Raw genomic sequence first — 22,498 nt, 5'->3', positions numbered from 1 at the left:
TCCATTCCAATTAGTGGTGGCTAATCTCGGTCAATTCGACGTGAGTACTGGACGCCCTGAGCATGACTCGATCAACCCAAATCGCTTTTCTGGTAGCCGCTACATTCTTCATGGAGAACCTGGATGCGACGGTGATCGTCACTGCGCTACCGGAAATGGCCCGTAGCTTTGCCATTCGCCCGGTAGACCTGAGCATTGGGATGAGCAGCTATCTCCTGGCGATGGCAGCGTTCATTCCACTTAGCGGGTGGGTTGCCGATCGACTGGGGGCGCGTACGACCTTCGCTGCCGCTATTGCCGCATTTACCTTGGCGTCGTTGTTGTGCGGGCTGAGCTACAGCCTAGAAACATTCGTTGTTGCGCGTGTCATGCAGGGTATTAGTGGAGCATTGATGGTGCCAGTCGGCCGTTTGGCCGTGCTACGCGCCACTGAAAAGAAGGACCTGGTAAGAACCATAGGCTACATCACCGTACCGGGCTTGGTGGCGCCAGTGCTCGGGCCCCCGGTTGGCGCTTTGATGGTCACACATGCCACCTGGCCCTGGATCTTCTATTTGAATATTCCCTTCGGCATCATCGCGTTCATCTTCGCATGCTACCTGATCGACAATCATCGCTCCGAGCGCCGCATGCCATTCGACTGGACTGGCTTCATTCTGTTGTCAGGCACTTGTGTTGCCTTGTTGGCAGGGTTTGAAATGTTAGGTCACGCGGCCGGACAGTCGTGGTCTGGCGCATGGACCATTGTCGCTGCAATGCTGCTTGCGGTGCTGAGTGTGTGGCATCTGCGCAAGGCCCCGTTTCCGCTGCTTAAACTCGATGCGCTGGGCGTGCAGACCTTTCGGCTGACCTTTTTCAGCGGCTCTTTGTACCGGGTCTGTATCAGCAGTTTGCCGTTCCTGTTGCCGTTGATGTTCCAACTCGCCTTCGGTCTGTCGGCGCTAACCGCCGGCAGCCTGATGATCGCGGTCTTTGCTGGCAACCTGGCAATGAAAGCTGTCACTACTGCGGTGCTCAAGCGATGGGGTTTCCGGCAGGTATTGCTATTGAATGGCTGGCTGGGCGTTCTCTGTATCGGTGGTTGTGCGCTGCTCGAGCCGTCTACCAGCCATGAGCTGGTAGTTGCATGGCTTTTCATCGGCGGCCTGTCTCGTTCGCTACAGTTTACGGCCTACAACAATGTTGGATTCTCCGAGATATCCACGACTGGGATGCGGGATGCTTCCACACTCTTCAGCATGGCTTTCCAGCTCAGCATGGGTCTTGGGATCGCGGTTGGAGCGCTGATTTTGCGGTTCGCCATGCTGCTCCATGAAAACGTCGGAGTGGAAACGGCTGCGGACTTCCAGTTTGCATTTCTGTTGGTTGCGCTGCTGGCAGCGGTTGCCACGGGTGCCAGCTGGACACTTCGTCGAGATGCTGGAGCTTCCGTAATACAGGGGTGATAGTGGATGGCGGGATGAAGCAGTAATGACCGCCACTGCGAAGCGGTTCATCGTAAAAAGCAATTTTCATCTTATTTTTGTATTTTGGTGTTACAAAAAACATTACCATGCCGGCCGCTCGTGATTCGTCCTGAGAGGCCTAAATGAAACTTACATCTCCTGGTATCACCCGCCGTCAGCTCCTGGGGGCCGGCACGCTGATTGCGGTGAGCTCATCTTTCACCCATGCCGCCACCATCGTCGGTGGTGAACCCTTGCCTTGGGCGCCAAACGCCGCAGACCCGCCTGCGGACATCGATCCGCATAACTGGACGTTCTTCACCGAGCACGAACAGCAGTTGGTTGAAGCGATTGTTGAGACACTCATCCCGGCCGATGAAATGAGCATGAGCGGTAAAGAGGCCGGCTGTGCCATCTACATTGACCGCCAGATGTCTGGCCCTCAGGGGCAAGGGGCGCGCATGTACTTGCAGGGGCCCTTTGCCAAAGGGCTGCCAACCCAAGGTCCGCAATCACCGTTGACGCCTGCGGAGCAGATGCGGGCTGGGTTGACGTCGCTCGAAAAACACTGTCAGGGAGCCTTCGGCAAGACGTTCGCCCAGTTGTCGGGGCACGATCGAGAGGCGCTGCTCAGCGGCCTGGAAAGCGGCCATGTGGAACTGCCCGATGGTGTGCAAGGCGCGGCGTTTTTCGAGGTGCTGCTGTCGCGCACTATGGAAGGCTTTTTCGCCGATCCCATCTATGGCGGAAACCGCGACATGGTCAGCTGGAAAATGATTGGTTATCCCGGTGCTCGTTACGACTACCTGGACTGGATCGACAAGCATGGCCAGACGTATCCGAACCCTCCCGTAAGTATTTCCGGCCGCCCAGACTGGAAGGTGTAAGAGTCAAATGATCAAGTTACCTAAAAAAGACGTGGCAATCGTTGGCCTGGGCTGGTGCGGTTCGATCATGGCGATCGAGATGGCCGAAGCAGGCCTTGAAGTCATTGCCTTCGAGCGTGGTCCGTGGCGCGATACCGGTACCGACTTCAATCCGGGATATGTACAGGATGAACTGCGTTATGTGATCCAGCAGGAGTTGATGATCACTGCTGCCGAAGACACCTATACCTTCCGTAACGCGTATGACCAGACTGCCTTGCCGATGCGCGAATATGGCTCGTTCTTGCTGGGCACCGGCCTGGGCGGCTCCGGCGCCCACTGGAGCGGGCTCACGTGGCGCTACAACCCCAGCGACTTTGTGCTGCGTTCGCATCTGACCGAGCGCTATGGTGCCAAAGCCATCCCCAAGGACTTGCTGATCCGCGACTGGGGTATCACTTACGACGAACTTGAACCGTTCTATGACAAGTTCGAAAAAATGGCAGGTATTGGTGGCAAGGCCGGTATGCTCAACGGCCACTATCAACCCGGCGGCAACCCGTTCGAAGGCAACCGCTCGAGTGAGTTTCCGTTGCCGCCGATGGCAATGACCTACGCGCCGACGCTGTTCGCCGAGGCAGCTGCGAAGATGGGACTGCGTCCGTTTCCGACGCCCAGCGGCAACGCATCGCAGGTGTACACCAACCCCTATGGCGTGACCATGGCGCCGTGTACTTACTGTGGCTACTGTTCGCGTTGCGGTTGCGCCAACTATTCCAAATCCACCCCGCAGACCAACATCATTCCCGCGCTGATGCGTCGGCGCAATTTCACCGCCCAGGTTCAGTCAGAGGTGTTGCAGATCAAGCTGGATGCCTCGGGCAAACGCGCGGTTGGGGTCATCTACGTCGATGCCAGTGGCCAGCATTATGAGCAACCGGCGGACCTGGTCATTCTGACGGCGTTCTCGGTACCCAACGTGCGCCTGCTCTTCGCATCCGGCATTGGCACGCCGTATGACCCTATCAGCGAGAGAGGCCTCATCGGAAAGAATTACGCCTACCAGACCAACTCTGCGGTTCAGGCATTCTTCGATGACAAAAACTTCAATCCCTTCATCGCGGGAGGCGGAGTAGGGCAGGCATGCGACGAATACAACGGCGACAACTTCGATCACTCCGGGTTGGGTTTCTTTGGTGGTGCCTGCATCATGTCCAACGTCACAAGCGGTTGGCCGATCAGCAACCGGATGACTCCTCCAGGCACGCCCCGCTGGGGTAGTAAGTGGAAGGTAGCGACCCAGAAGCATTACCTCAGCACCACCGTGGTTCGCACCCAGGGCAGTTCGTACCCGACCCGTTCGAACTACCTCGGCATAGACCCGACCTACAAGGACCGCCACGGTCGGCCAATGATGCAACTGACGTTCGACTTCCCGGACAACGACTTGAAAATGTCGAGCTTCGTCACCGACAAGGCCGCCGATGTGGCGCGTGCCATGGGGGCTCGGCAGCTAGTCGCAAAGCCGGCCAAGGGGCCTTACAACATTGTACCGTTCCAGAGCACCCACAATACCGGTGGCGCGATCATGGGCGACAACCCACGCGAAAGTGTGGTCAACAAGTACTTGCAATGCTGGGACGTTCCAAACCTGTTCGTGATCGGCGGGTCAGCCTTCCCGCAAAATGCGGGTTATAACCCTACCGCCACGGTTGGCGCGCTGGCTTACTGGGCTGCGAATGCTATCCGGACACAGTATCTGAAGAACCCTGGCCCGTTGGTGCACGCATGAACAGGTCAGCTACTGCAGCGCTAGCTGTGTCCCTGATGTGGGTGCCTGCTGGCCCTGCCCAAAGCGCGTCGTTCCCGACCATCGAGAAAGGCCGCTACCTGACAACCGTGGGTGACTGCACCGCCTGCCATACTGCCGAACACGGCGCTGTGATGGCGGGAGGCAAAGCAATCGAAACGCCTTTTGGCAAACTGGTCGCCCCCAACCTTACGCCTGATCGTGAGACAGGCATTGGTGCCTGGACCGATGAGCAGTTCATACAGGCTCTGCAGAAGGGTATCGGGCACAGAGGCGAATTGTTGTACGGCGCGTTCCCCTACACGGCGTACACCAAGGTCAAGCGTGAAGACCTGCTGGCCATTCGTGCCTACCTGGCAACTTTGCCGCCGGTGCGCAACAAGGTCGAGGCCAATCAGCTGCCGTTCCCGTTCAATGTGAGGACCAGCCTCTACGGTTGGAACATGATGTTCTTCAAGGAAGGTGAGTACAAACCTGACCCGAACAAGAGCGAACAGTGGAACCGCGGCGCATACCTGGCCGAGGGCCTTGCACACTGCGGTACCTGCCACAACTCCAAGAATCTGCTGGGCGGTGATACCTCGGGTGGACACCTGCAGGGTTACACGCTGCAGGGCTGGGTCGCGCCGACCATTACCGGAGATGCCTACCGCGGGGTTGGCGCCTGGACCAACGCAGAGCTGGTCGAGTACCTCAAGACCGGTCGCAATCGTTACTCGGCGGCTTCTGGACCTATGGGGGAGGTTGTTATGCATTCCACCCAGTTCATGCGGCATGAAGACCTGGCCGCGATCGCCACCTACATCAAGAGCCTGGATGCTGGGCTGGAGGCGCCCAAGCAAGTGGATCCGACGACATCGTCGATGGTGGTGGGCAAGGCGCTTTATGCCGACAACTGCTCGGCATGTCACATGGCCAATGGTGAAGGTGTACCGAAGTTGTTCCCCTCTTTACGTAATGCAGGCGCGGTACTCGCACAGGACCCGGCCACAGTGCTGCGTGTAGTGCTGGACGGGGCGCAGGCGGTTGCTACCGATGCGGCACCGACGGGGCCATCCATGCCGTCGTTCGCATGGCGTCTTGATGACAGCCAAGTGGCTGCTGTGGCGACCTACATCCGCAATACCTGGGATAACGCCGCCCCTGCTGTTACCACTCAACAGGCGCGGGCAGTTCGCGAACAGCTGGCTAACGAGCGATGAATGAACTGAGCCCCGCAGCAGCGGGGCTCGGTCATTTTCAGATATCCATCCACAGTAGCGATTTGCTTTCATCATCCATTTCGTACTTGCGCACGAACTGGAGCTTGCCACTATTCTCGATACGGAAAACCGCCAGGTTCGAGCGGCGCTTGCGTAGCTCGCCGTGATCCTTCACCCATTGCGTCATCTGGTTGGCCACGATCAGCAATTTGCCAGAGGGATCGACCTTCATGGTGCGTGCTTCGATGCCTTGACCATCGATGACCTGAATCCGATGAGGTTCACCCGTGCGCTGGTCGATGGCAAATACGGCGATGTTGTTCTCTCCGCCATTGTTCACTCGTTTACCCTCATGCTCGGTGGCGGCATCCGCACGGTTGCTCACGTAAAGGAAGCGTCCATTCGGCGAGAGTTGGATCACACCGCCTCTTTGACGAGGCGTTTCGAGATTGCTCAGGTGCTCAAGGGTATCCTTCTTGAAGCTGGGCGCCTGCTGCAACGACCCATCAGCCTTGAGCTTGTACATATAGAGTTTACTGCCGCGTTCCATGGCCACGTAAGCCCAGGGTTGGCTAGGGTGGTAGGCCAGGTGCCTTGGGCCAATTCCTGGGTCGACCGCCGCAACTGAAACCTTGTGCAGCAAACCCTGTTCATCCAGCGCAAATGTGTTCACGCTGCCTGGCTGGTCTGGTACCTGCTTGACCGCGTCATTGCCGCGAGCCAGGGCTATCACGAAGCGGTCATTGGGGGTGAAGGTTACCTGATGTGTGAATATGCCTGCCTGTGGCACCTGCCCCTGTGGGACTGCTGGGCTGACACTGCCGTCCGCCTTGATTGGATGCACGCTGAGGGTAGAGGATTGGTTATAGGCAACCACCGCAAATCGATCTTGCCGATCCAGCCCCAGGTTGATCGGTCGTTCCGGTAGGGCGATGACGTCCCCGACCGCTGTCAGTTCCCCGGATGCTTTGTTGATGCTGAATGCCTGCAAGACATGGGTATCACCCTTGGCGCCCAAGGTGCCGTTCCCGGCGTTGCTGGAAACCACATACAGCATGCTGCCTTTGGCATTCTTCACGCCAAATTGCAGGTTTGCCGGAACCTTTGTTTCACTGATCAATTGCAACTCGCCCGCACTGGGATCGACACGGTACCCCAGCACTCTCTCTCCTAGGCTTGCATAGAGCAGCTCTGGTTGTTGCTGTGCAGAAGATGCGGCGCTTGATATCGCAGGCAGGGACGCTGTCAGCACCAGTGCGAGAAGGTTTTTTTTCATGGTCTGCTCGGCTTTCGTTATTGTGATTGGCCGTTCCATTGAACGGTGCCTAACATTGTATTTAAAGTTGTTAAAAAGCAATAATGAAGAATCGATCAATCCTCTGACGTGTGACCGGCGTCAGGTCTGCAGCATGAAGTGTTTCTAGTGCGTGGATCCGCCATTTCGGGGAGTATGTGATACGAAAACGGCGATTGGAGCGCGCAGCCAGCTCGGAGACGCAATGCGATACGATTTGACAAGCCTTGATGTTTTTATTGCTGTTGCAGAAACGCAAAACCTCACCCATGCCGCGAACCTTCGGCACCTGGCTGTTTCTGCGGTCAGCAAGCGCATCAGCGAACTGGAGGACCTTACCGGGGCGCCATTGCTTATCCGTCATGCACGTGGCGTAGAGCTGACCCCGGCCGGGCAGTCATTGCTTTTTTACGCCCGACAGGTGCGGCAGACGCTGCAAAACCTTGATGCCGAGCTGGGGGAGTTTTCCGAAGGGGTCAAGGGGCACATACGTATTCACGCTATCACTTCTGCGTTATCTCAATTTCTACCCACGGATATCACAGCATTCGCCGCGCTCTATCCATTGATTCGTTTCGACATTCAGGAACGAGTGGGGGCCGATGTGGTGAGCGCAGTGGCGGAGGGCCGCGCTGACGTTGGGGTTATCGCGTCGCAAACCGCTTCCAGAGGTTTGCAAACAGTGCCTTATCGCACCGATGAATTGGTCGTGGTAGTGCCGGGAGCGCATGCCCTGGCGTCCTCTGCAAGCATAAGGTTCGCTGAAGTCTTGCAGTACGAGATGGTCGGCCCGCACCGTGAAAGTTCCATGTATGGCTTGCTGACTCAGCAGGCAGAGGCTCTGGATATGCCGCTCAAGCTGCGAATCCGAATCAGCAGTTTTGATTGCATCTGTCGAATGGTGGCCGCTGGCATGGGCATCGCGGTGCTGCCGCGGTCCGTAGTGAAGCCCTACCAGCGAAGCCTCAAACTGAAGGTTCTGCGCCTGGACGAAGCCTGGGCCGTACGCGCATTGTTGCTGGTCTTGCAGAGTTACGATGCCGCTGCGCCAACCTTACGCACGTTCGTCGACAACATTCGCAGTGAGGCAGGCTAGCTCTAGCCCGCACCCTGGTGCTGTTGACCCCATCACCCGATCAATCCACTTGAGCAGCGTTCTCCAATAGAGAACGCTGCCATGGCGATTCATCAATTTTCATCCGGTGGGCCAACCACTAGCATTGCCCCATCACCAGCATCGGTCAGCCGATGCTGTCACAACGATAAGACGCAGAGCGATACGAGCATGACCAAGACTGCCCGCGACCTGATGAGCAACCTGGAGATCGACCAGGCCCAATTCGCCTATGTTGATTTGAAGAAGTTGCTGAGCCCAGCCCAATTGCAGCGCCTGCCCTACTCGATCCGTATTCTTCTGGAGAACGTTGCCCGTTGCACACCCGAAGCGCTCGCATCAGTACTGGCTAGAGCCACGGGGCAGGGGCCAGATTGCGAAGTGCCGTTCCAGCCGAACCGGCTGATGTTCCATGACACCACCTGTCTGCCGGCTTTGGCTGACTTTGCAGGTATGCGCGATGTAGTCGCCGAGCTCGGTGGTGACCCCAGCGCTATGAACCCGCTGATTCCCGCCGTGCTGACCATTGACCACTCGGTGATTGTCGAAAGCTATGCCGACGCCAATGCGGTCGAGCAGAACCTTGATATCGATTTCCGCCGTAACAGTGAACGTTATCGTTTCATCAAGTGGGCGCAAAAAAGCCTGGACAACTTCGGTGTGATCCCCCCAGGCACCGGTATCATCCATCAAATGAACATGGAAGCCTTGGCCAAAGTCGTGTGGGAAAGCCGCACCGAAGATGGCCAGCGCTTGTTGCACCCCGATGACATGGTCGCGACAGACAGCCATACACCGATGATCAACGCCATCGGTGTTCTGGGGTGGGGTGTTGGCGGCCTCGAAGGGCAGGCAGCGATGGTTGGTGAGCCGGTACCTATCAGCTTTCCCAAGGTCATTGGCCTGCGTGTGACCAACGCGCTGCGCCCAGGTGTTACCGCGACGGATTTGTCATTGCATGTCGCTGAGATCCTGCGCAAGCGCTCGGTGGTCGGCAAGTTTGTAGAGTTCACCGGCCCAGGCCTTTCGAACGTTGGGTGGGCCGCGCGTGGCACGGTGTCGAACATGGCCCCGGAGTATGGCGCTACGGTAGTGTTCTTCCCCTTCGATACCCAGACGCTCGACTATATGCAGCTTACCGGCCGCTCTTCAGCGCTCTGTCAGCAGGCCGCCGCATACATGAGTGCGCAAAACCTGTATCGCAGTGATGAACTGCCGGAGCCGGAGTTCGATGAACTGATCGAACTGGACCTGGCCAGCATCGAGCCAAGCGTTGCAGGACCTTACCAGCCGCATCAGCGTCAACCGCTGTCGCGCTCGGGCGACTCATTCCGTAAGGAAGTCCTGGGCGGCGGCAACCTTATCGCCGGGCCATCCTCTGAGCAGTACTTCGAGCCCACATTCGCAGAACCGATCACGCATGGCGCCGTGGTTATCTCGGCAATTACCAGTTGCACCAATACGGCCAACCCGGCGCAGATGATCCAAGCCGGCTTGCTGGCCCGAAAGGCACGTCGCCTGGGCCTGCAACGCAAGCCCTGGGTCAAGACTTCCTTGTCGCCAGGCTCCCAGGTCGTCTCCGACTATCTGGCTGAAGCTGACCTGCTGCAGGATTTTTCCGCTCTGGGCTTCGATGTTGCAGGCTTTGGCTGCATGACCTGTATCGGCAACTCGGGCAAGCTGGAAGAGCATGTCGAGGTGTTCGCCGATCAAGGCCTGAAGGGGGTGGTCGTACTGTCCGGTAATCGTAATTTTGAAGGTCGGGTGAACCCTAAAGTCCCCGCGGGTTATCTTGCCTCGCCCGCGTTGTGCGTCGCCTTTGCCATCGCCGGTACCATCGAGATCGACCTGACGCGTGAACCTTTGGGTTATGACTCAGCAGAGAATCCGGTCTATCTGCACGACCTGCTGCCCAGTGATGAAGAAGTGGCTGCGCTGGCCGCGAAAGTGGTGAAGCCGGAGTTCTTCCAACAGCGGCTGGCTACGGTGTGGGAAGGTACTCATCACTGGCAGGCGCTCTCCGCAGAGGGCAGTGTCCAGTTCCCTTGGGACCCTCGCTCGACTTATCTTCGCCGTCCGCAATACCTGGCTGACATCCAGGCTGAACCAAATTCTAGCCTGGCGATTCAGGGTGCTCGTGCCCTCATGGTGCTTGGGGACAACGTTACCACCGACCATATTTCGCCCGCCGGTGCCATCCCTGCCGATAGCCTTGCAGGCCAGTGGCTGCTGGAGCGCGGTGAGGATCCACAAGACCTGAACCAATATTCCACTCGCCGCAGTAACCACGAAGTCATGCTGCGTGGAGCTTTCACCAACAAGTCGGTGAAAAACCGTCTGGTCGGTGAGCAGCAGCCTGGCGTCGGCGCTTGGGCCTGGAATGCGGACCACAGCGAGTGCTTGCCCCTGTACGAAGCCGCCCAGAGTTACGCGGGTACGCCGATGATTGTCTTCGCAGGCATCAACTACGGCGCCGGTTCCAGCCGCGACTGGGCAGCCAAGGCGCAGGCCCTGCTTGGGGTGAAAGCTGTGGTAGCCCGCAGTATCGAGCGCATCCACCGCAGTAATCTGATCGGCATGGGCGTGTTGCCCCTGTTGTTCCAGGACGGGCAGGGCGCAGACGATCTACAACTGATCGGCACTGAGCAATTCGATTTGGTGGGTCTGGATGAGCTGGTCGTTGGCGATAACCGTGTTCGCCTGAAGATAGTCCGTGAGGGTGGCGTTCGCGATCAGATCGAGCTGATTGCTCGACTGGATTCGCTGCAGGAACTGCGCTACCTGACTAACGGCGGGGTGCTGCCGTACGTGATCCGAAAAGTGGTCAAACGGACTCGCGGCTAACCCGCCAAGCACTGGTGTAACGACTCCGGCGGCGGCAGCAATGCTGCCGCACAGGGTACTGCTGCCTGCCAAAAGGCTGGTGCCCGCTTGAAAACGCATTTGCAAACGGGAGAACAACCCTATGTACGCCTATGTCGGCTCGCGGACCACCCGCGAGCGTAACGCCCGGGGTGATGGCATCACGGTCTATCGCCTGGATCAGCAGGCCGGTACGTTGGAGCAGGTACAGGTCGTCACTGATCTGGTCAACCCTTCCTTCCTTACCCTCAACCGTGCCGGAGACCGGTTGTATACCGTTCACGGCGACTGCAGCGAAGTCAGCGCCTTCAGCGTCGACAAGGCCAGTGGGACCTTGACCTTCCTCAACCGCCAGAGCTGCGAGGGCAAGAACCCGGTGCACCTGGCGCTGGACCCAAGCGAGCGTTTCATGGTGGTGTCCAACCACATCACCGGCACCTTGGCCGTGCTGAATGTGGCCGAAAACGGCGCGCTGGGCAGTGTCAACCAGTTGCTCACCCTTGACGGCCCAGTCGGCCCGCACCGCGTCGAACAGCCGTTCGCCAAGCCGCATTTCAATCCGTTCGATGCGTCCGGTAACTTTGTCCTGGTACCGGACAAGGGGCTCGATCGAGTGTTCAGCTTCCGCTTCGACAACGGCAGGTTGCATCCTGCCGACCAACCCTTCATTGCTGCGCGTGAAGGTGCCGGCCCGCGCCACATTGCAGTGCATCCCAAGGCGGGGTTTGCCTATGTGATCAACGAGTTGGACTCCAGTGTCACCAGCTATCGTTTCGACCCACATAGCGGCGCGCTACAGCCGATCCAGGTACTCCCTTCATTGCCCGCCAGCTACACCGGCAACAGCCGCGCTTCGGAAATTGAAATCGACCGTAGCGGGCGTTTCCTCTACGCCTCGAATCGCGGTTACGACAGCATCGCGGTATACGCCATCGATCGGGTCAGTGGGCTGCTCAGCCCGGTCGAGTTCGTTCTCACTGAAGGCAAGACGCCGCGCTTCTTCACCCTGACACCTGATCAGCGCTTCCTGTTCGCGCTCAATGAAGACAGCGACAGCATCGTATCGTTTGCAGTCGACCCGTGCAGTGGTGCACTGAGCAAGACCGGCTTCTCGGTTTCGACCGGAAGTCCGGTGTGCATGATCTTTTCTGCCTGATACCCGTTACAACGATAACAATTAAGGGACGGGCTACGGTCCGTTCCAGATGAGGTCCTTATGAACAACAACAATACTGTCGACGAGCAGGCGATTGTCCGCAAGGTGACCTTGCGCATCATCCCGTTCATGTTCCTGCTGTACATCGTGTCCTATCTTGACCGCGCCAACATCGGCTATGCCGCGCTAGAGATGAACAAGGAGCTGGCGTTGACCAGCGAAGCCTTCGGTTTCATTTCCGGAATCTTCTTCATCGGTTACTTCCTGTTCGAAGTGCCCAGCAACGTTATGCTCAACAAGTTCGGTGCGCGGGTGTGGATTGCTCGCATTCTGGTGACCTGGGGCGTCATCGCCGCAGCCACGGCGTTTGCCCAGACGGCCAACCAGCTCTATGTACTGCGGTTCTTCCTCGGCGTAGCCGAGGCGGGCTTCTTTCCGGGCGTGATCGTCTACCTCACCTATTGGTTCCGCTCGCGTGAGCTGGCCACCACGGTGGCGCTATTCACCGCGGCGATTCCGGTGAGCTACACCATCGGCGCACCGCTTTCGACCTGGATCATGGACAACATCAAGTGGCTCGACTGGAGCGGCTGGCGCTGGATGCTGTTCCTCGAAGGCGTGCCTGCCGTGTTCCTGGGCATTGCCTGCTTCTTCTTCCTGACCGACAAACCCGAGCAGGCCAAATGGCTGACCTCGCAGGAAAAGGAGTGGCTGCTGGCCGAGCTCGAACGCGACCGCCAGAGCCGCAAGAACGTCAAGCGCCTGGGTGTGTTCAAGACCATGGTCAACAAAAAGGTGCTGTACCTCGCGTTCATTTACTTCGTTTATCAGTGCGGTAGCCTGGGCGTCGGTTACTGGATGCCACAGATCATCAAGGGCTTCTCCAGCGACCTGACCCATACCCAGATCGGCCTGATCGCGATGCTGCCGTATATCGTTGCAACCGCGGCGATGATTATCTGGTCGCGCAGTTCTGATCGGCGCAACGAGCGCAAGATGCACTCGGCCATCCCCCTTGCAATCGCTGCACTGGGCCTGGTCGGCGCCGGCACGCTGGCCAGCCCGATTGCTTCGATGGCGATGATCTGTGTTGCGCTGTCTGGGTTGTACAGCTTCAAGTCGCCGTTCTGGGCGCTGCCGACGCTGTTCCTCGACCGCGCCACCGCTGCGGTATCCATTGCGGTGATCAACTCGATCGGCAACCTCGGTGGTTTTGTGGGTCCGTCGATGATTGGCGTAGTCAAGGGTAACAGCCAGAGCGCGGCCACAGGCCTGCTGTTCCTCAGTGCGCTGCTGCTCATCGCGTTCCTGATGACAGCGCTGATGCGGGTCAATAACAAAGAGCCGGATCAACCGATGGCAGCTTCTGCACATTGATCGTCGGGGCTGCCACGCGGCCCCCATCCGCTGGACTCCTTTGCACTTCTCCAAGCCCGGACCGAGCGTCCAGGCCGGGCATTCCTGTGTTAACCAAACGGAACCGCCAGATGCACAACAACAAGAACATCCTGCGCACTCTGATTACCCTGTCACCTTGCGTGCTCGCCGGTACTGCTGACGCAGGGGGCTTTGTCGAGGACAGCAAGCTCAACCTGCAGATGTCCAACTATTACTTCAACCGTGATTTTCGGGACGGCACTGGCCAGTCCAAGCGGGAGGAATGGGCGCAGGGCTTTCTGCTCGACTTCCGCTCAGGCTATACCCCAGGCACCGTAGGCTTTGGCCTTGATGCTCTGGGCATGCTAGGTATCAAGCTTGACTCGAGCCCCGACCGTGCAGGCTCCGGTTTGCTGCCGGTGCATGACAACGGCCGCGCCGCCAATGAGTTCACCCGCCTCGGCCTGACGGCCAAGGTCAAGATGTCCGAAACCGAACTCAAATACGGCACCCTGATTCCCAAGTTGCCGACAGTGCAAGCCAACACTGGCCGTATCTTGCCACAGACCTTCGAGGGCGGGTTGCTCACAAGCAACGAGATCGCTGGCCTGACCGTGACCGGTGCACGCTTGGACCGGGTGACCGATCGCGACTCGAGCGACGCCCAGAAGATCAGCCTGAACAACAAGAATCGCCGCTTTGCCGGTGCTGTCGAAGGCGACGAATACTGGGTCGGCGGCGCCGACTACGCGGTGAGCAAGGCGCTGACCCTAAGCTACCAATACGCCGAACTTGAGGATGTGTACCGTCAGAACTTTTTCGGCATCGGCCATACGTGGAACATTGGCCCGGGCAAGCTCAAGAGCGACCTGCGCTACATGCTCAGCGATGACGCCGGCAATGCTCGCGGCGGTGCGATCGACAGCGGCGCGCTCAGCGGTCTGTTCACCTACAGCCTGGGCGGCCATGCGCTGGGCTTGGGCCTGCAAAAAATGAACGGCGATACCTCAATGCCATTCCTCGACGGCACCGATCCCTACCTGGCTAACTACATTCAGATCAATGATTTCGCCGAGCCCGGCGAGCGCTCGTGGCAGCTGCGTTACGATTACAACTTCGCCGCCGTTGGCATCCCGGGGTTGACCTTCATGACACGCTACGTCAAGGGGGATCAAGCCGATGCCGCTACGCGTGGCGATGAAGGTCGCGAGTGGGAGCGCAACACCGATATCGCCTATGTGTTCCAGTCCGGCGCGCTGAAGAATGTCGGTGTGCGCTGGCGCAACGCAGCCTATCGTTCCAATTTCGCCCGTGGCGCAGATGAAAACCGTCTGATCGTTTCGTATACCTTGCCGATTTGGTGACGTTTTTGCCGACATGGCTGGGAAAAGTATCACACGACTTCTATAGGAGACCTGCATGAACACTATCGCCACCAGCGTCCTCAAAGATCTGGCCCCCGACGGCACCCTGCGCGTCGCGATCAACCTCGGCAACCCGGTGTTGGCCCAGCTTGGCTCGACGGGCGAGCCGCAGGGTGTATCCGTAGCCCTGGCCAAGGCTTTGGCCGAAGAGCTGGGTGTCACCTTGCACATGCGCACTTTCGATGCTGCGGGAAAAGTCTTTGCTGCACTGGAAGAAGGGGCTTGGAACTTGGCGTTTCTGGCCATCGAACCCGTGCGTGAGGCGCAAATCGCGTTCAGTGAGCCCTATGTGCTGATCGAGGGTACCTATCTGGTCAAGCGAGAAGCACCGTTCCAGCACGTTGACGAGCTGGACCGGCCTGGCCTTCGCCTGGCTGTGGGTAAAGGTGCAGCCTATGACCTGTATCTCACGCGCACGCTGCAACATGCCGAGCTGGTCCGTGCTGAGACTTCTGCCGGCGCAGTGGACCTCTTTATTGAGAGCGATCTGGATGCTGCTGCAGGCGTACGTCAGCCGCTGGAAAGGGTCGCCGCCAGTGATCAACGCTATCGCGTGCTTGACGGTGCATTCACGTCGATTCGGCAAGCGATGGCCGTACCTCGCGAACGTGAAGCAGGCGCCGCCTATGTGCGCAATTTTGTCGAGCGCCGTCTTGCCGAGGGCTTCGTCCGCGGCGCGTTGCTTGCTAGCGGACAGACAGACGTCAGTGCTCCCCGCTGAGCGTTGCCGGAACGCATGGCGCAGCCGAGAAACCGCTTACCTATCTTGAATGCCCATGTCGATCCGCTAAGGGAGAAATTAGGCAGAACCTGCATATGAAAATTTTGTCCTAGTATGCATAGAGCGCAGAGATCTAACGGTTGCTACGTACCAGATCATAAGCTTGTCATCATTCCTTCATGCCACCTGCTTAGCTTGAAGGCGACACCTACGAAGACAAAATGAGTAAAGAGGACGCAGGGCTATGGATGAATACCAGGAAGAACTACTCGAAACCCAGGCTTACGAACTGGACACCCCGGAACCGGCTGACGACGCCACCGAGCTTTAACCTGCGCGTCGCTGGCTGCGGCGGAACTCCCCCGGTGTAAGGCCCGTCCAGCGCTTGAATGCGCGCTGGAAGGCCTCTGCCGAAGCGAAACCCAACAGAAAGGCAATCTCGCCGAACGCCAGCTCCGTATCGCGGATATAGGTCTCGGCCAGGTCGCGCCGTGTTTCATTGAGCAAATCCCGAAAGCGCGTGCCTTCCTCGGCCAGCTTACGGCGCAAGGTCCAGGTGGGCAGTTGCAGTTGCAGTGCCACTTCTTCCAGGTCCGGTTCGCGGCCGCCATTGAGCAGGGGTCCCAGCAGGTGGGTGATGCGCTCACCCAGGCTGCGGACCCTTGTGCGTTGCAGCATCTCTGCCTCGCACAGCTGCAACAGGTGCTGCCAGGTGCTCGGGCAATGCGCTGGGTTGGCCAGTTGCAAGGTGGCGCGGCTCAAGCGTAGCTGGTTGCTTTCGGCGGCGAACTGCACGGGTGTACTGCACAGCGGCTGGTACTTCGCGGCATAGGCTGGCGCGGCAAATTCGATGTCCAGGCGTTCGGCCTGCACTGGGGTGCCGGCAAGGTCCGTCAGTTGGGCCAGCCAGCCGGCCAGCAGTGAGTCGACCACAAAGCGGTTGTAGTCGTTATACGGGCTGATGGAGTAGAAGCGCAGCCAGGCGCCCTGGGCATCTTCCACAAAGCGGGAACGGCCACGGTAGTTGGCCGCGTAAAGCGGCTCGAAGCGCAGCAGAGTGCGCGCCGCCTCACCCAAGGTGGGGGCCTGGGCCGCGGTGACCCCGGCCAGGCCAGCAAGCGCCAGGCGGCTCAGGCGCCCCATGTGCAGGCCCAGCGCTGGCTCATTACTCAGCTCGATTGCCGCGTGCCCCAGGTGCATGTAGCGGGGGATCGACAGGCGTGCACCGGCTTCACTCAGCCGCGCCGCGTCCAGGCCATAGCGGTGCAGCAGTGGCTCGGGGTCGTGGCCCAGCCCAAGCAAGGCCTCGGTCAGCGGCTGAACGAAGCCTACCGAAAGCTCGCCAAGCCGCACGCGGGTACGGGCCATGAGCCTATAGCCACAGATTCAGCAAGCGGGCGCCAGGGCTGGGCGTTCCGGCCAGCAATTCACCCGACTGGCGGGCGAAGCCCTGGCCATCGCTGCCCTGTTCCCAGAACTGCCCGCGCATGAACACACTGATGCTGCTGGCATTGGCGCCGGCCGCTTCGGTCAGGCGATGCCAGGCGTCCTGCTCGCTGACTTCGCCACGTTGCACGGCCAGCCCGGCGCTGGCGTGCTGGTGGCGATTACCGCGCCATGGCGCCTGCCAGCTGCCCTTGCCGCTGAGAAACACCGGGTTGGCGATCAGGTCTACCGACTGTTGTGCCAGTTGCTGGTGGTTTTCCGGGTACCAGCTGTCACTGCCTACCAGCACGCCCAGGCGCCCGACTGGGGTTTGCACGACCTGCAGCGGATGCTGGCGGCCATTGTGCACATAGCGGCGCATCTCGCTGTCGGGGTACTGCTGGCGTTGCGGCTGGCCCAGCATTGAACCGTCGCCGGCAAACACTACGCTGCTGTTGAACAGCGGGCCCCGCCCGGCATGCAGTACGCCTTGTTTCACGTAGGGTTCCGGTAGCACGATCGAACCGGCCACCAAGGTGACGCCAAATTCCTTGGCCAGGCCGCCGAACAACTGCTGATAGTCTGCGGCCATTTGCTCGGCCTTCATGCGCAGGTGCGCATCGGTGCGCCAGTCATCGCCGTCGGCGCCGAGTATGGCCAGGCCGTAGCGCATCGGGTTGCTCAGCTCCAGCCATTGCAGGGCCTCGCGGCTCTGGGTCACCTGATACAGTTCGTTTTTCTCACCGCGCGCCCACAGCCAGGTGCCGATGTGCTCCGGCAGCACCACTACCGTGCGCGGGCTTATCAGGCCTTGTGCGCGGGCCTGTTCGAGGTAAGCGGCGAGCTTGCGGTGCAGGCGCTGCAGGTTCTGGTAGTCCCCCGGGTACAGCAGCGGCTCGACGCCCAGCAGGTTGCCGTGTTCGCCTGGCACGCCATGGTTCAGTGCCAGTTCGATGCGCAGGTCGGACAGGTAGTGGCCTTCCGGGCGCTGTTGGGTCCAGAAGCCGTAGCCGCACAAGGCGGCGATCATCACCAGCGCCAACGCGCTTGCCAAGAGTTTTCGCATGAAGCAGGACAGCGCCTTAGGTGTCGAGGGATTCCCTAGGGTAGTCCCGCTGTTTGTCAGGATCAATAACTTGTCAGTTTCGATCATTGAGCCCTTTCAAACGGCTGTTTAATGTCGCTGACAGACAAACGACGGGGCCCGCCACCCAGTGAGGTGCCCGCAATCCGTGATCACGCCATCAGGAGACCTTTCCATGGCCGCCGACCGCTACCCGCACCTGCTCGCCCCGCTGGACCTGGGCTTCACCACCCTGCGCAACCGCACCCTGATGGGCTCGATGCACACCGGCCTCGAAGAGCGCCCCGGCGGTTTCGAGCGCATGGCTGCATACTTTGCCGAGCGCGCCCGCGGCGGCGTTGGCCTGATGGTCACGGGCGGCATTGCGCCCAATGATGAAGGCGGGGTGTATTCCGGTGCAGCCAAGCTCAGTACCGAGGAAGAGGCCGAAAAGCATCGTATCGTCACCGCAGCGGTGCACGCCGCCGGTGGCAAGATCTGCCTGCAGATCCTGCATGCCGGGCGCTATGCCTACAGCCCTCGCCAGGTGGCACCTAGCGCGATCCAGGCGCCGATCAACCCGTTCAAGCCCAGGGAGCTGGACGAGGAGGGCATCGAAAAGCAGATCGCCGACTTCGTCAATTGCGCAGTGCTGGCCCAGCGCGCCGGTTACGACGGTGTCGAGGTCATGGGTTCGGAGGGTTACTTCATCAACCAGTTCCTGGCCGCCCATACCAACCACCGCACCGACCGCTGGGGCGGCAGTTATGAAAACCGCATGCGCCTGGCGGTGGAAATCGTCAGCCGGGTACGTGGCGCGGTCGGCCCGAATTTCATCATCATCTTCCGCCTGTCGATGCTCGACCTGGTCGAGGGTGGCAGCACCTGGGACGAGATCGAGCTGCTGGCCAAGGCCATCGAGCAGGCCGGCGCTACCTTGATCAACACCGGAATCGGTTGGCACGAGGCGCGGATTCCGACCATCGCCACCAAAGTGCCGCGTGCGGCCTTCAGCAAAGTCACTGCCAAGTTGCGGGGCGTGGTGAGCATTCCGCTGATCACCACCAACCGCATCAACACCCCGGAAGTAGCCGAGGCGGTGCTGGCGGAGGGCGACGCGGACATGGTCTCGATGGCCCGCCCGTTTCTCGCCGACCCGGACTTCGTCAACAAAGCCGCTGCCGGTCGCGCGGATGAAATCAACACCTGCATCGGCTGCAACCAGGCCTGCCTGGACCATACCTTCGGCGGCAAGCTGACCAGTTGCCTGGTCAACCCCCGTGCCTGTCATGAGACTGAGCTCAATTACCTGCCGGTGCGCGAGGTGAAACGCATTGCCGTGGTGGGCGCCGGCCCTGCCGGCCTGGCCGCTGCCACCGTTGCCGCAGAACGTGGCCACACAGTGACCTTGTTCGACAGTGCCAGTGAGATCGGTGGGCAGTTCAATGTCGCCAAGCGGGTACCGGGCAAGGAAGAGTTCTTCGAAACCCTGCGCTACTTTCGCAAGAAGGTGGAAAGCACAGGCGTCGACCTGCGCCTGAATACCCGCGTAGACGTGCAGGCGCTGGTGGCAGGCGGCTACGACGAAATCATCCTGGCCACTGGCATCGCCCCGCGTACCCCGGCCATTGCGGGTATCGAGCATGCCAAGGTACTCAGCTACCTGGATGTGCTGCTGCAACGCAAACCGGTGGGCAAGGCGGTAGCGGTGATTGGTGCGGGTGGCATTGGCTTCGACGTGTCGGAGTACCTGGTGCATGAAGGGGTAGCCACCAGCCAGGACCGCGACGCCTTCTGGAGAGAGTGGGGCATCGATACCGGGCTCGAGGCGCGCGGTGGCGTAGCCGGAATCAAGGCCGAGCCGCACGCCCCGGCGCGCCAGGTGTTCCTGTTGCAGCGCAAGAAGTCCAAGGTAGGTGACGGGTTGGGCAAGACCACCGGTTGGATTCACCGCACCGGGTTGAAGAACAAGCGGGTGCAGATGCTCAACAGTGTCGAGTACCTGGGCATCGACGATGCCGGGCTGCACATTCGCGTTGGTGAGGGTGAGCCGCAGGTGCTGGCGGTGGACAACGTGGTCATCTGTGCCGGGCAAGAGCCGCTGCGCGAGCTGCAGGATGGGTTGGTGGCGCAGGGGCAGTCGGTGCACTTGATTGGTGGCGCCGATATTGCGGCCGAGCTGGATGCCAAGCGTGCGATCAACCAAGGGTCGAGATTGGCGGCTGAGCTTTGAGACTGCCGGGGCCGCTGCGCGGCCCATCACCGGCAAACCAGCGCTTACAAGTAGTGCACTGGGCCCTCGGGGTTTCCTTGTAAACTGCGGTCCATGCATGCATTCGACCTCCCCCAAGCCCCCCTGCAACCCCTCAGCTTGCCCTGGCTGCAACACGCCCAGGTGCAGGCTGCCATCCTGCGTCTGGACCTGATCGACCCGCTGATCAGTGGCAACAAGTGGTTCAAGCTTCGCCACCACTTACAGCAGGCCAGCGCCAGCAATGCCTCAGGCTTGATCAGCCTGGGTGGCAACCACTCAAATCACCTGCATGCCCTGGCCGCCGCCGGCAAGCGCTTCGGTTTCGCCACCGCCGGGCTGCTGCGCGGCCATGCCCAAGACACACCCACCGTGCGTGACCTGCAGGCGCTGGGTATGGAGTTGCACTGGCTGGGCTATAGCGGCTACCGCGCCCGCAATGAGCTGGGTTTCTGGGAACCATGGCAGGCGCGCTACCCTGGTTGGCATTGTATTCCCGAGGGCGGTGGCGGGTTGGCCGGTGCACAGGGCTGCACGCTGATCATGCAGCAGGCCCGCGCCCAAATCGCGGCATTGGGCTGGGCGGACTACGACGCCTGGTGGCTGGCCGTCGGAACCGGGACTAGCCTGGCCGGCCTGGTATTGGCCGAAGCAGGTGCACATGCTGTGCATGGCGCATTGGCGGTACCCAGGGATCACGGTGTGCCAGAGACGGTAACGGCACTGGCTGGCGCCCATGGCTACCAGCTACACGACGCTTGCCGTGGTGGTTTTGGCAAGTTCGACGATGACCTGCTGGCGTTCATTGCCGACTGCGAGCGGCACACTGGCGTGCCGCTCGAAGCCCTTTACACCGGCAAGGCCCTGCTGGCCCTGCGTGACCAGGTGGCGGCGGGGCTGTTCACGCCCGGTAGCCGCCTGATCTTCGTGCATACCGGGGGGCTGCAGGGCCGGCGCGGTTACTTGTAGGGGAGCATGCGCAGCAGCGTGTTGTCGCGCTGCACGTAGTGGTGGTACAGCCCAGCCAGTGCATGCAGGCCGATCAGCCAGTAGCCCCAACTGCCGATGCGTTCATGCCAGCCCTTGATGAATTTAGCCTGGTCCGGGTTCGGGCCGATCAGGTGCGGCAGCTCCAGGCCGAAGAACGGCACCGGTTTATCGGCAGCGCTGAGGATCAGCCAGCCGGCCAGCGGCATGCCGATCATCAGCAGGTACAGCGCCAGGTGCATCAAGTGCGCCAGGCCGGTCTGCCAGGCTGGCGGCTTGGGCACGATGGGCGGGGTCGGGCGGCTCAGGCGCACGGCCAGGCGCAACCATACCAGCACGAACACGCTCAGCCCGAGCATGAAGTGCAGGTCCTTCATCAGGTTGCGTTCGACGCTGTCCTTGGGGAACAGGCCACGCAGTTCGATAAGGGCGTAGACAGCGGCCAGCAGCACCAGCATCAGCCAATGCAGGGCGATGGACAGGCGCGCGTAGTGGTTCGCGGGGGTGGATGAAACCATGATCGGTCCTCGTCATCAGGTCGGAATGGCGCTCTTGCTGGCGCTCAGGTGTCATTTTACTGGCTACCGGGAACAGATCTTTGCGCTGGGTCTGTGAAAATTGTGTTGTCCGCCCCGGCCCCTTCGCGGGCGTGCCCGCCAAGGGGCCGGAACAGGCGACATCAGTGACCGGGCAGATACGGCCAGTCATCAGCCACCAGAAACACCCGCTCTGCTTCCTGCCAGGCACCATCGGCATCAGGCTCCAGTCGCACCAGCAACTGTGCTGGTGCCTGCTGCTCCAGCACATGCAGCCAAGCCGCGAAGTGCTCCGCCTGCCAGCATTCAGCCGACTCGACCCGCGCTGGCGCCAGCCAGGCATGCCGCGGCAGCGGCTGCCAACGCTCGCCTTCACCCATCACCCAGTCCCGCCGCCGCAGCCAGCGCCCACGCAGATGCTGCGGGTTGGCGCGGTCGGGCGCCTCGGCATGCCCAGGCCATGGATAGAACAGATAGCCACCCAGCCACATGTGCGCCTGCACCTGTTCCACGCCTAGCTGAACCAGCACTTGACGGCTGTGCGCCCCCTTCGACATGGGCAACTGGTGCCCCGCCAGGTGCGCCAGCTTGGTCCCCAGCCGGTCATGGCAACCTGGCCCCAGCCAGGTATGGGGATCGTGCCCGGCACCTTCCGGGCCCAGGTAAAGCTTGATCGCCAGTTCCAGATGGTGCACGCCGTCACCGTCGCGCAGCAGCACGTCCAGTTCACCCAAGGTATGCCCGCCATCGCGGATGGCCAGGTTGGCCGCCAGCAGCTCGACGCCCGGCGCCTGGCCTAGGGCGAATTGCCACAGGCGTTCGTAGTAGTGCCCCAGGCGCCGGCTGCCGAGCTTGGCCAGCCACTCGCGCAACGGCCGATCATCCTCTTCCAGCCCCCGCAACCACTGCTCCAGACGCTGCGGTTGCTGCGCCCACAGGCTGCCGGCCAGCGGGTGGCGCTGGGG

At 60.4% G+C, this 22,498-nt stretch carries 17 protein-coding genes; 12 read left to right on the top strand and 5 right to left on the bottom strand.

Annotated features, from left to right (window positions below):
• Positions 1 to 56 precede the first annotated feature (56 nt).
• From DMX11_RS10470 to DMX11_RS10455, 4 genes are all read left to right on the top strand, one after another.
• A complete protein-coding gene (locus DMX11_RS10470; RefSeq protein ID WP_110744473.1) occupies positions 57 to 1,445 on the top strand; it encodes an MFS transporter in 1,389 nt (462 codons plus the stop codon).
• Between the two features lie 143 nt (positions 1,446 to 1,588).
• Positions 1,589 to 2,332 carry a gluconate 2-dehydrogenase subunit 3 family protein gene (locus DMX11_RS10465; RefSeq protein ID WP_110744472.1) on the top strand — a complete coding sequence of 248 codons (744 nt, stop codon included), beginning with the start codon at positions 1,589 to 1,591 and terminating at the stop codon, positions 2,330 to 2,332.
• Between the two features lie 7 nt (positions 2,333 to 2,339).
• Positions 2,340 to 4,103 (top strand): GMC family oxidoreductase, encoded by a 1,764-nt coding sequence (locus DMX11_RS10460; protein ID WP_110744471.1) that lies wholly within the window; start codon positions 2,340 to 2,342, stop codon positions 4,101 to 4,103.
• A 35-nt stretch (positions 4,104 to 4,138) separates the two neighbouring features.
• Positions 4,139 to 5,323: a cytochrome c gene (locus DMX11_RS10455; RefSeq protein ID WP_256590590.1), complete on the top strand. Its 1,185-nt coding sequence runs from the start codon at positions 4,139 to 4,141 to the stop codon at positions 5,321 to 5,323.
• A 37-nt stretch (positions 5,324 to 5,360) separates the two neighbouring features.
• Here the strand turns inward: DMX11_RS10455 and DMX11_RS10450 are convergent, their stop codons facing one another.
• Positions 5,361 to 6,599: a beta-propeller fold lactonase family protein gene (locus DMX11_RS10450; protein WP_158286172.1), complete on the bottom strand. Its 1,239-nt coding sequence runs from the start codon at positions 6,597 to 6,599 to the stop codon at positions 5,361 to 5,363.
• Between the two features lie 223 nt (positions 6,600 to 6,822).
• Between DMX11_RS10450 and DMX11_RS10445 the strand changes: the two genes are divergently transcribed.
• The 6 genes from DMX11_RS10445 (at position 6,823) to DMX11_RS10420 (ending at position 15,271) form a co-directional block, all read left to right on the top strand.
• Entirely contained in the window at positions 6,823 to 7,713 is an 891-nt protein-coding gene (locus tag DMX11_RS10445) for a LysR substrate-binding domain-containing protein (protein WP_110744468.1), read from the top strand.
• Positions 7,714 to 7,902: 189 nt separating this feature from the next.
• Positions 7,903 to 10,575, top strand: a complete 2,673-nt coding sequence (gene acnA / locus DMX11_RS10440) for an aconitate hydratase AcnA (protein WP_110744467.1) — start codon at positions 7,903 to 7,905, stop codon at positions 10,573 to 10,575.
• Between the two features lie 121 nt (positions 10,576 to 10,696).
• Positions 10,697 to 11,749, top strand: a complete 1,053-nt coding sequence (locus DMX11_RS10435) for a lactonase family protein (protein ID WP_110744466.1) — start codon at positions 10,697 to 10,699, stop codon at positions 11,747 to 11,749.
• Between the two features lie 60 nt (positions 11,750 to 11,809).
• On the top strand, positions 11,810 to 13,126 hold the full coding sequence (locus tag DMX11_RS10430) for an MFS transporter (protein WP_110744465.1): 1,317 nt from the start codon (positions 11,810 to 11,812) through the stop codon (positions 13,124 to 13,126).
• Between the two features lie 110 nt (positions 13,127 to 13,236).
• Positions 13,237 to 14,490, top strand: coding sequence for an OprD family porin (locus DMX11_RS10425; protein ID WP_110744464.1), 1,254 nt, complete (start codon positions 13,237 to 13,239; stop codon positions 14,488 to 14,490).
• A 55-nt stretch (positions 14,491 to 14,545) separates the two neighbouring features.
• Positions 14,546 to 15,271 carry a transporter substrate-binding domain-containing protein gene (locus tag DMX11_RS10420; protein ID WP_110744463.1) on the top strand — a complete coding sequence of 242 codons (726 nt, stop codon included), beginning with the start codon at positions 14,546 to 14,548 and terminating at the stop codon, positions 15,269 to 15,271.
• 327 nt (positions 15,272 to 15,598) lie between these two features.
• Here DMX11_RS10420 and DMX11_RS10415 read toward each other — a convergent pair whose 3' ends face one another.
• Together DMX11_RS10415 and DMX11_RS10410 are read right to left on the bottom strand one after the other, a co-directional pair.
• Positions 15,599 to 16,639, bottom strand: a complete 1,041-nt coding sequence (locus DMX11_RS10415; protein ID WP_110744462.1) for an AraC family transcriptional regulator — start codon at positions 16,637 to 16,639, stop codon at positions 15,599 to 15,601.
• A 4-nt stretch (positions 16,640 to 16,643) separates the two neighbouring features.
• The gene (locus tag DMX11_RS10410; protein ID WP_110744461.1) at positions 16,644 to 17,762 is read right to left on the bottom strand and encodes a nitrilase-related carbon-nitrogen hydrolase; all 1,119 of its coding nucleotides are present in this window, start codon (positions 17,760 to 17,762) and stop codon (positions 16,644 to 16,646) included.
• 193 nt (positions 17,763 to 17,955) lie between these two features.
• Here DMX11_RS10410 and DMX11_RS10405 point away from each other — a divergent pair, with 193 nt between their 5' ends.
• Positions 17,956 to 19,992, top strand: a complete 2,037-nt coding sequence (locus tag DMX11_RS10405) for an NADPH-dependent 2,4-dienoyl-CoA reductase (RefSeq protein ID WP_110744460.1) — start codon at positions 17,956 to 17,958, stop codon at positions 19,990 to 19,992.
• Positions 19,993 to 20,085: 93 nt separating this feature from the next.
• Entirely contained in the window at positions 20,086 to 20,979 is an 894-nt protein-coding gene (locus DMX11_RS10400) for a 1-aminocyclopropane-1-carboxylate deaminase/D-cysteine desulfhydrase (RefSeq protein WP_110744459.1), read from the top strand.
• Here DMX11_RS10400 and DMX11_RS10395 read toward each other — a convergent pair.
• Together DMX11_RS10395 and DMX11_RS10390 are read right to left on the bottom strand one after the other, a co-directional pair.
• Positions 20,970 to 21,515 (bottom strand): cytochrome b, encoded by a 546-nt coding sequence (locus DMX11_RS10395; protein WP_110744458.1) that lies wholly within the window; start codon positions 21,513 to 21,515, stop codon positions 20,970 to 20,972. The two genes, DMX11_RS10400 and DMX11_RS10395, sit on opposite strands and share 10 nt — an antisense overlap.
• Positions 21,516 to 21,676: 161 nt before the next feature.
• A partial coding sequence (locus DMX11_RS10390) for a DUF1853 family protein (protein WP_110744457.1) occupies positions 21,677 to 22,498 on the bottom strand: 822 nt, incomplete at its 5' end.

The sequence above is a fragment of the Pseudomonas sp. LB-090624 genome (genome assembly GCF_003205205.1).
GTDB lineage: Bacteria > Pseudomonadota > Gammaproteobacteria > Pseudomonadales > Pseudomonadaceae > Aquipseudomonas.
Note: the sequence above shows the minus strand (reverse complement) of the source record. Positions and strands in the feature narration are given on the sequence as shown.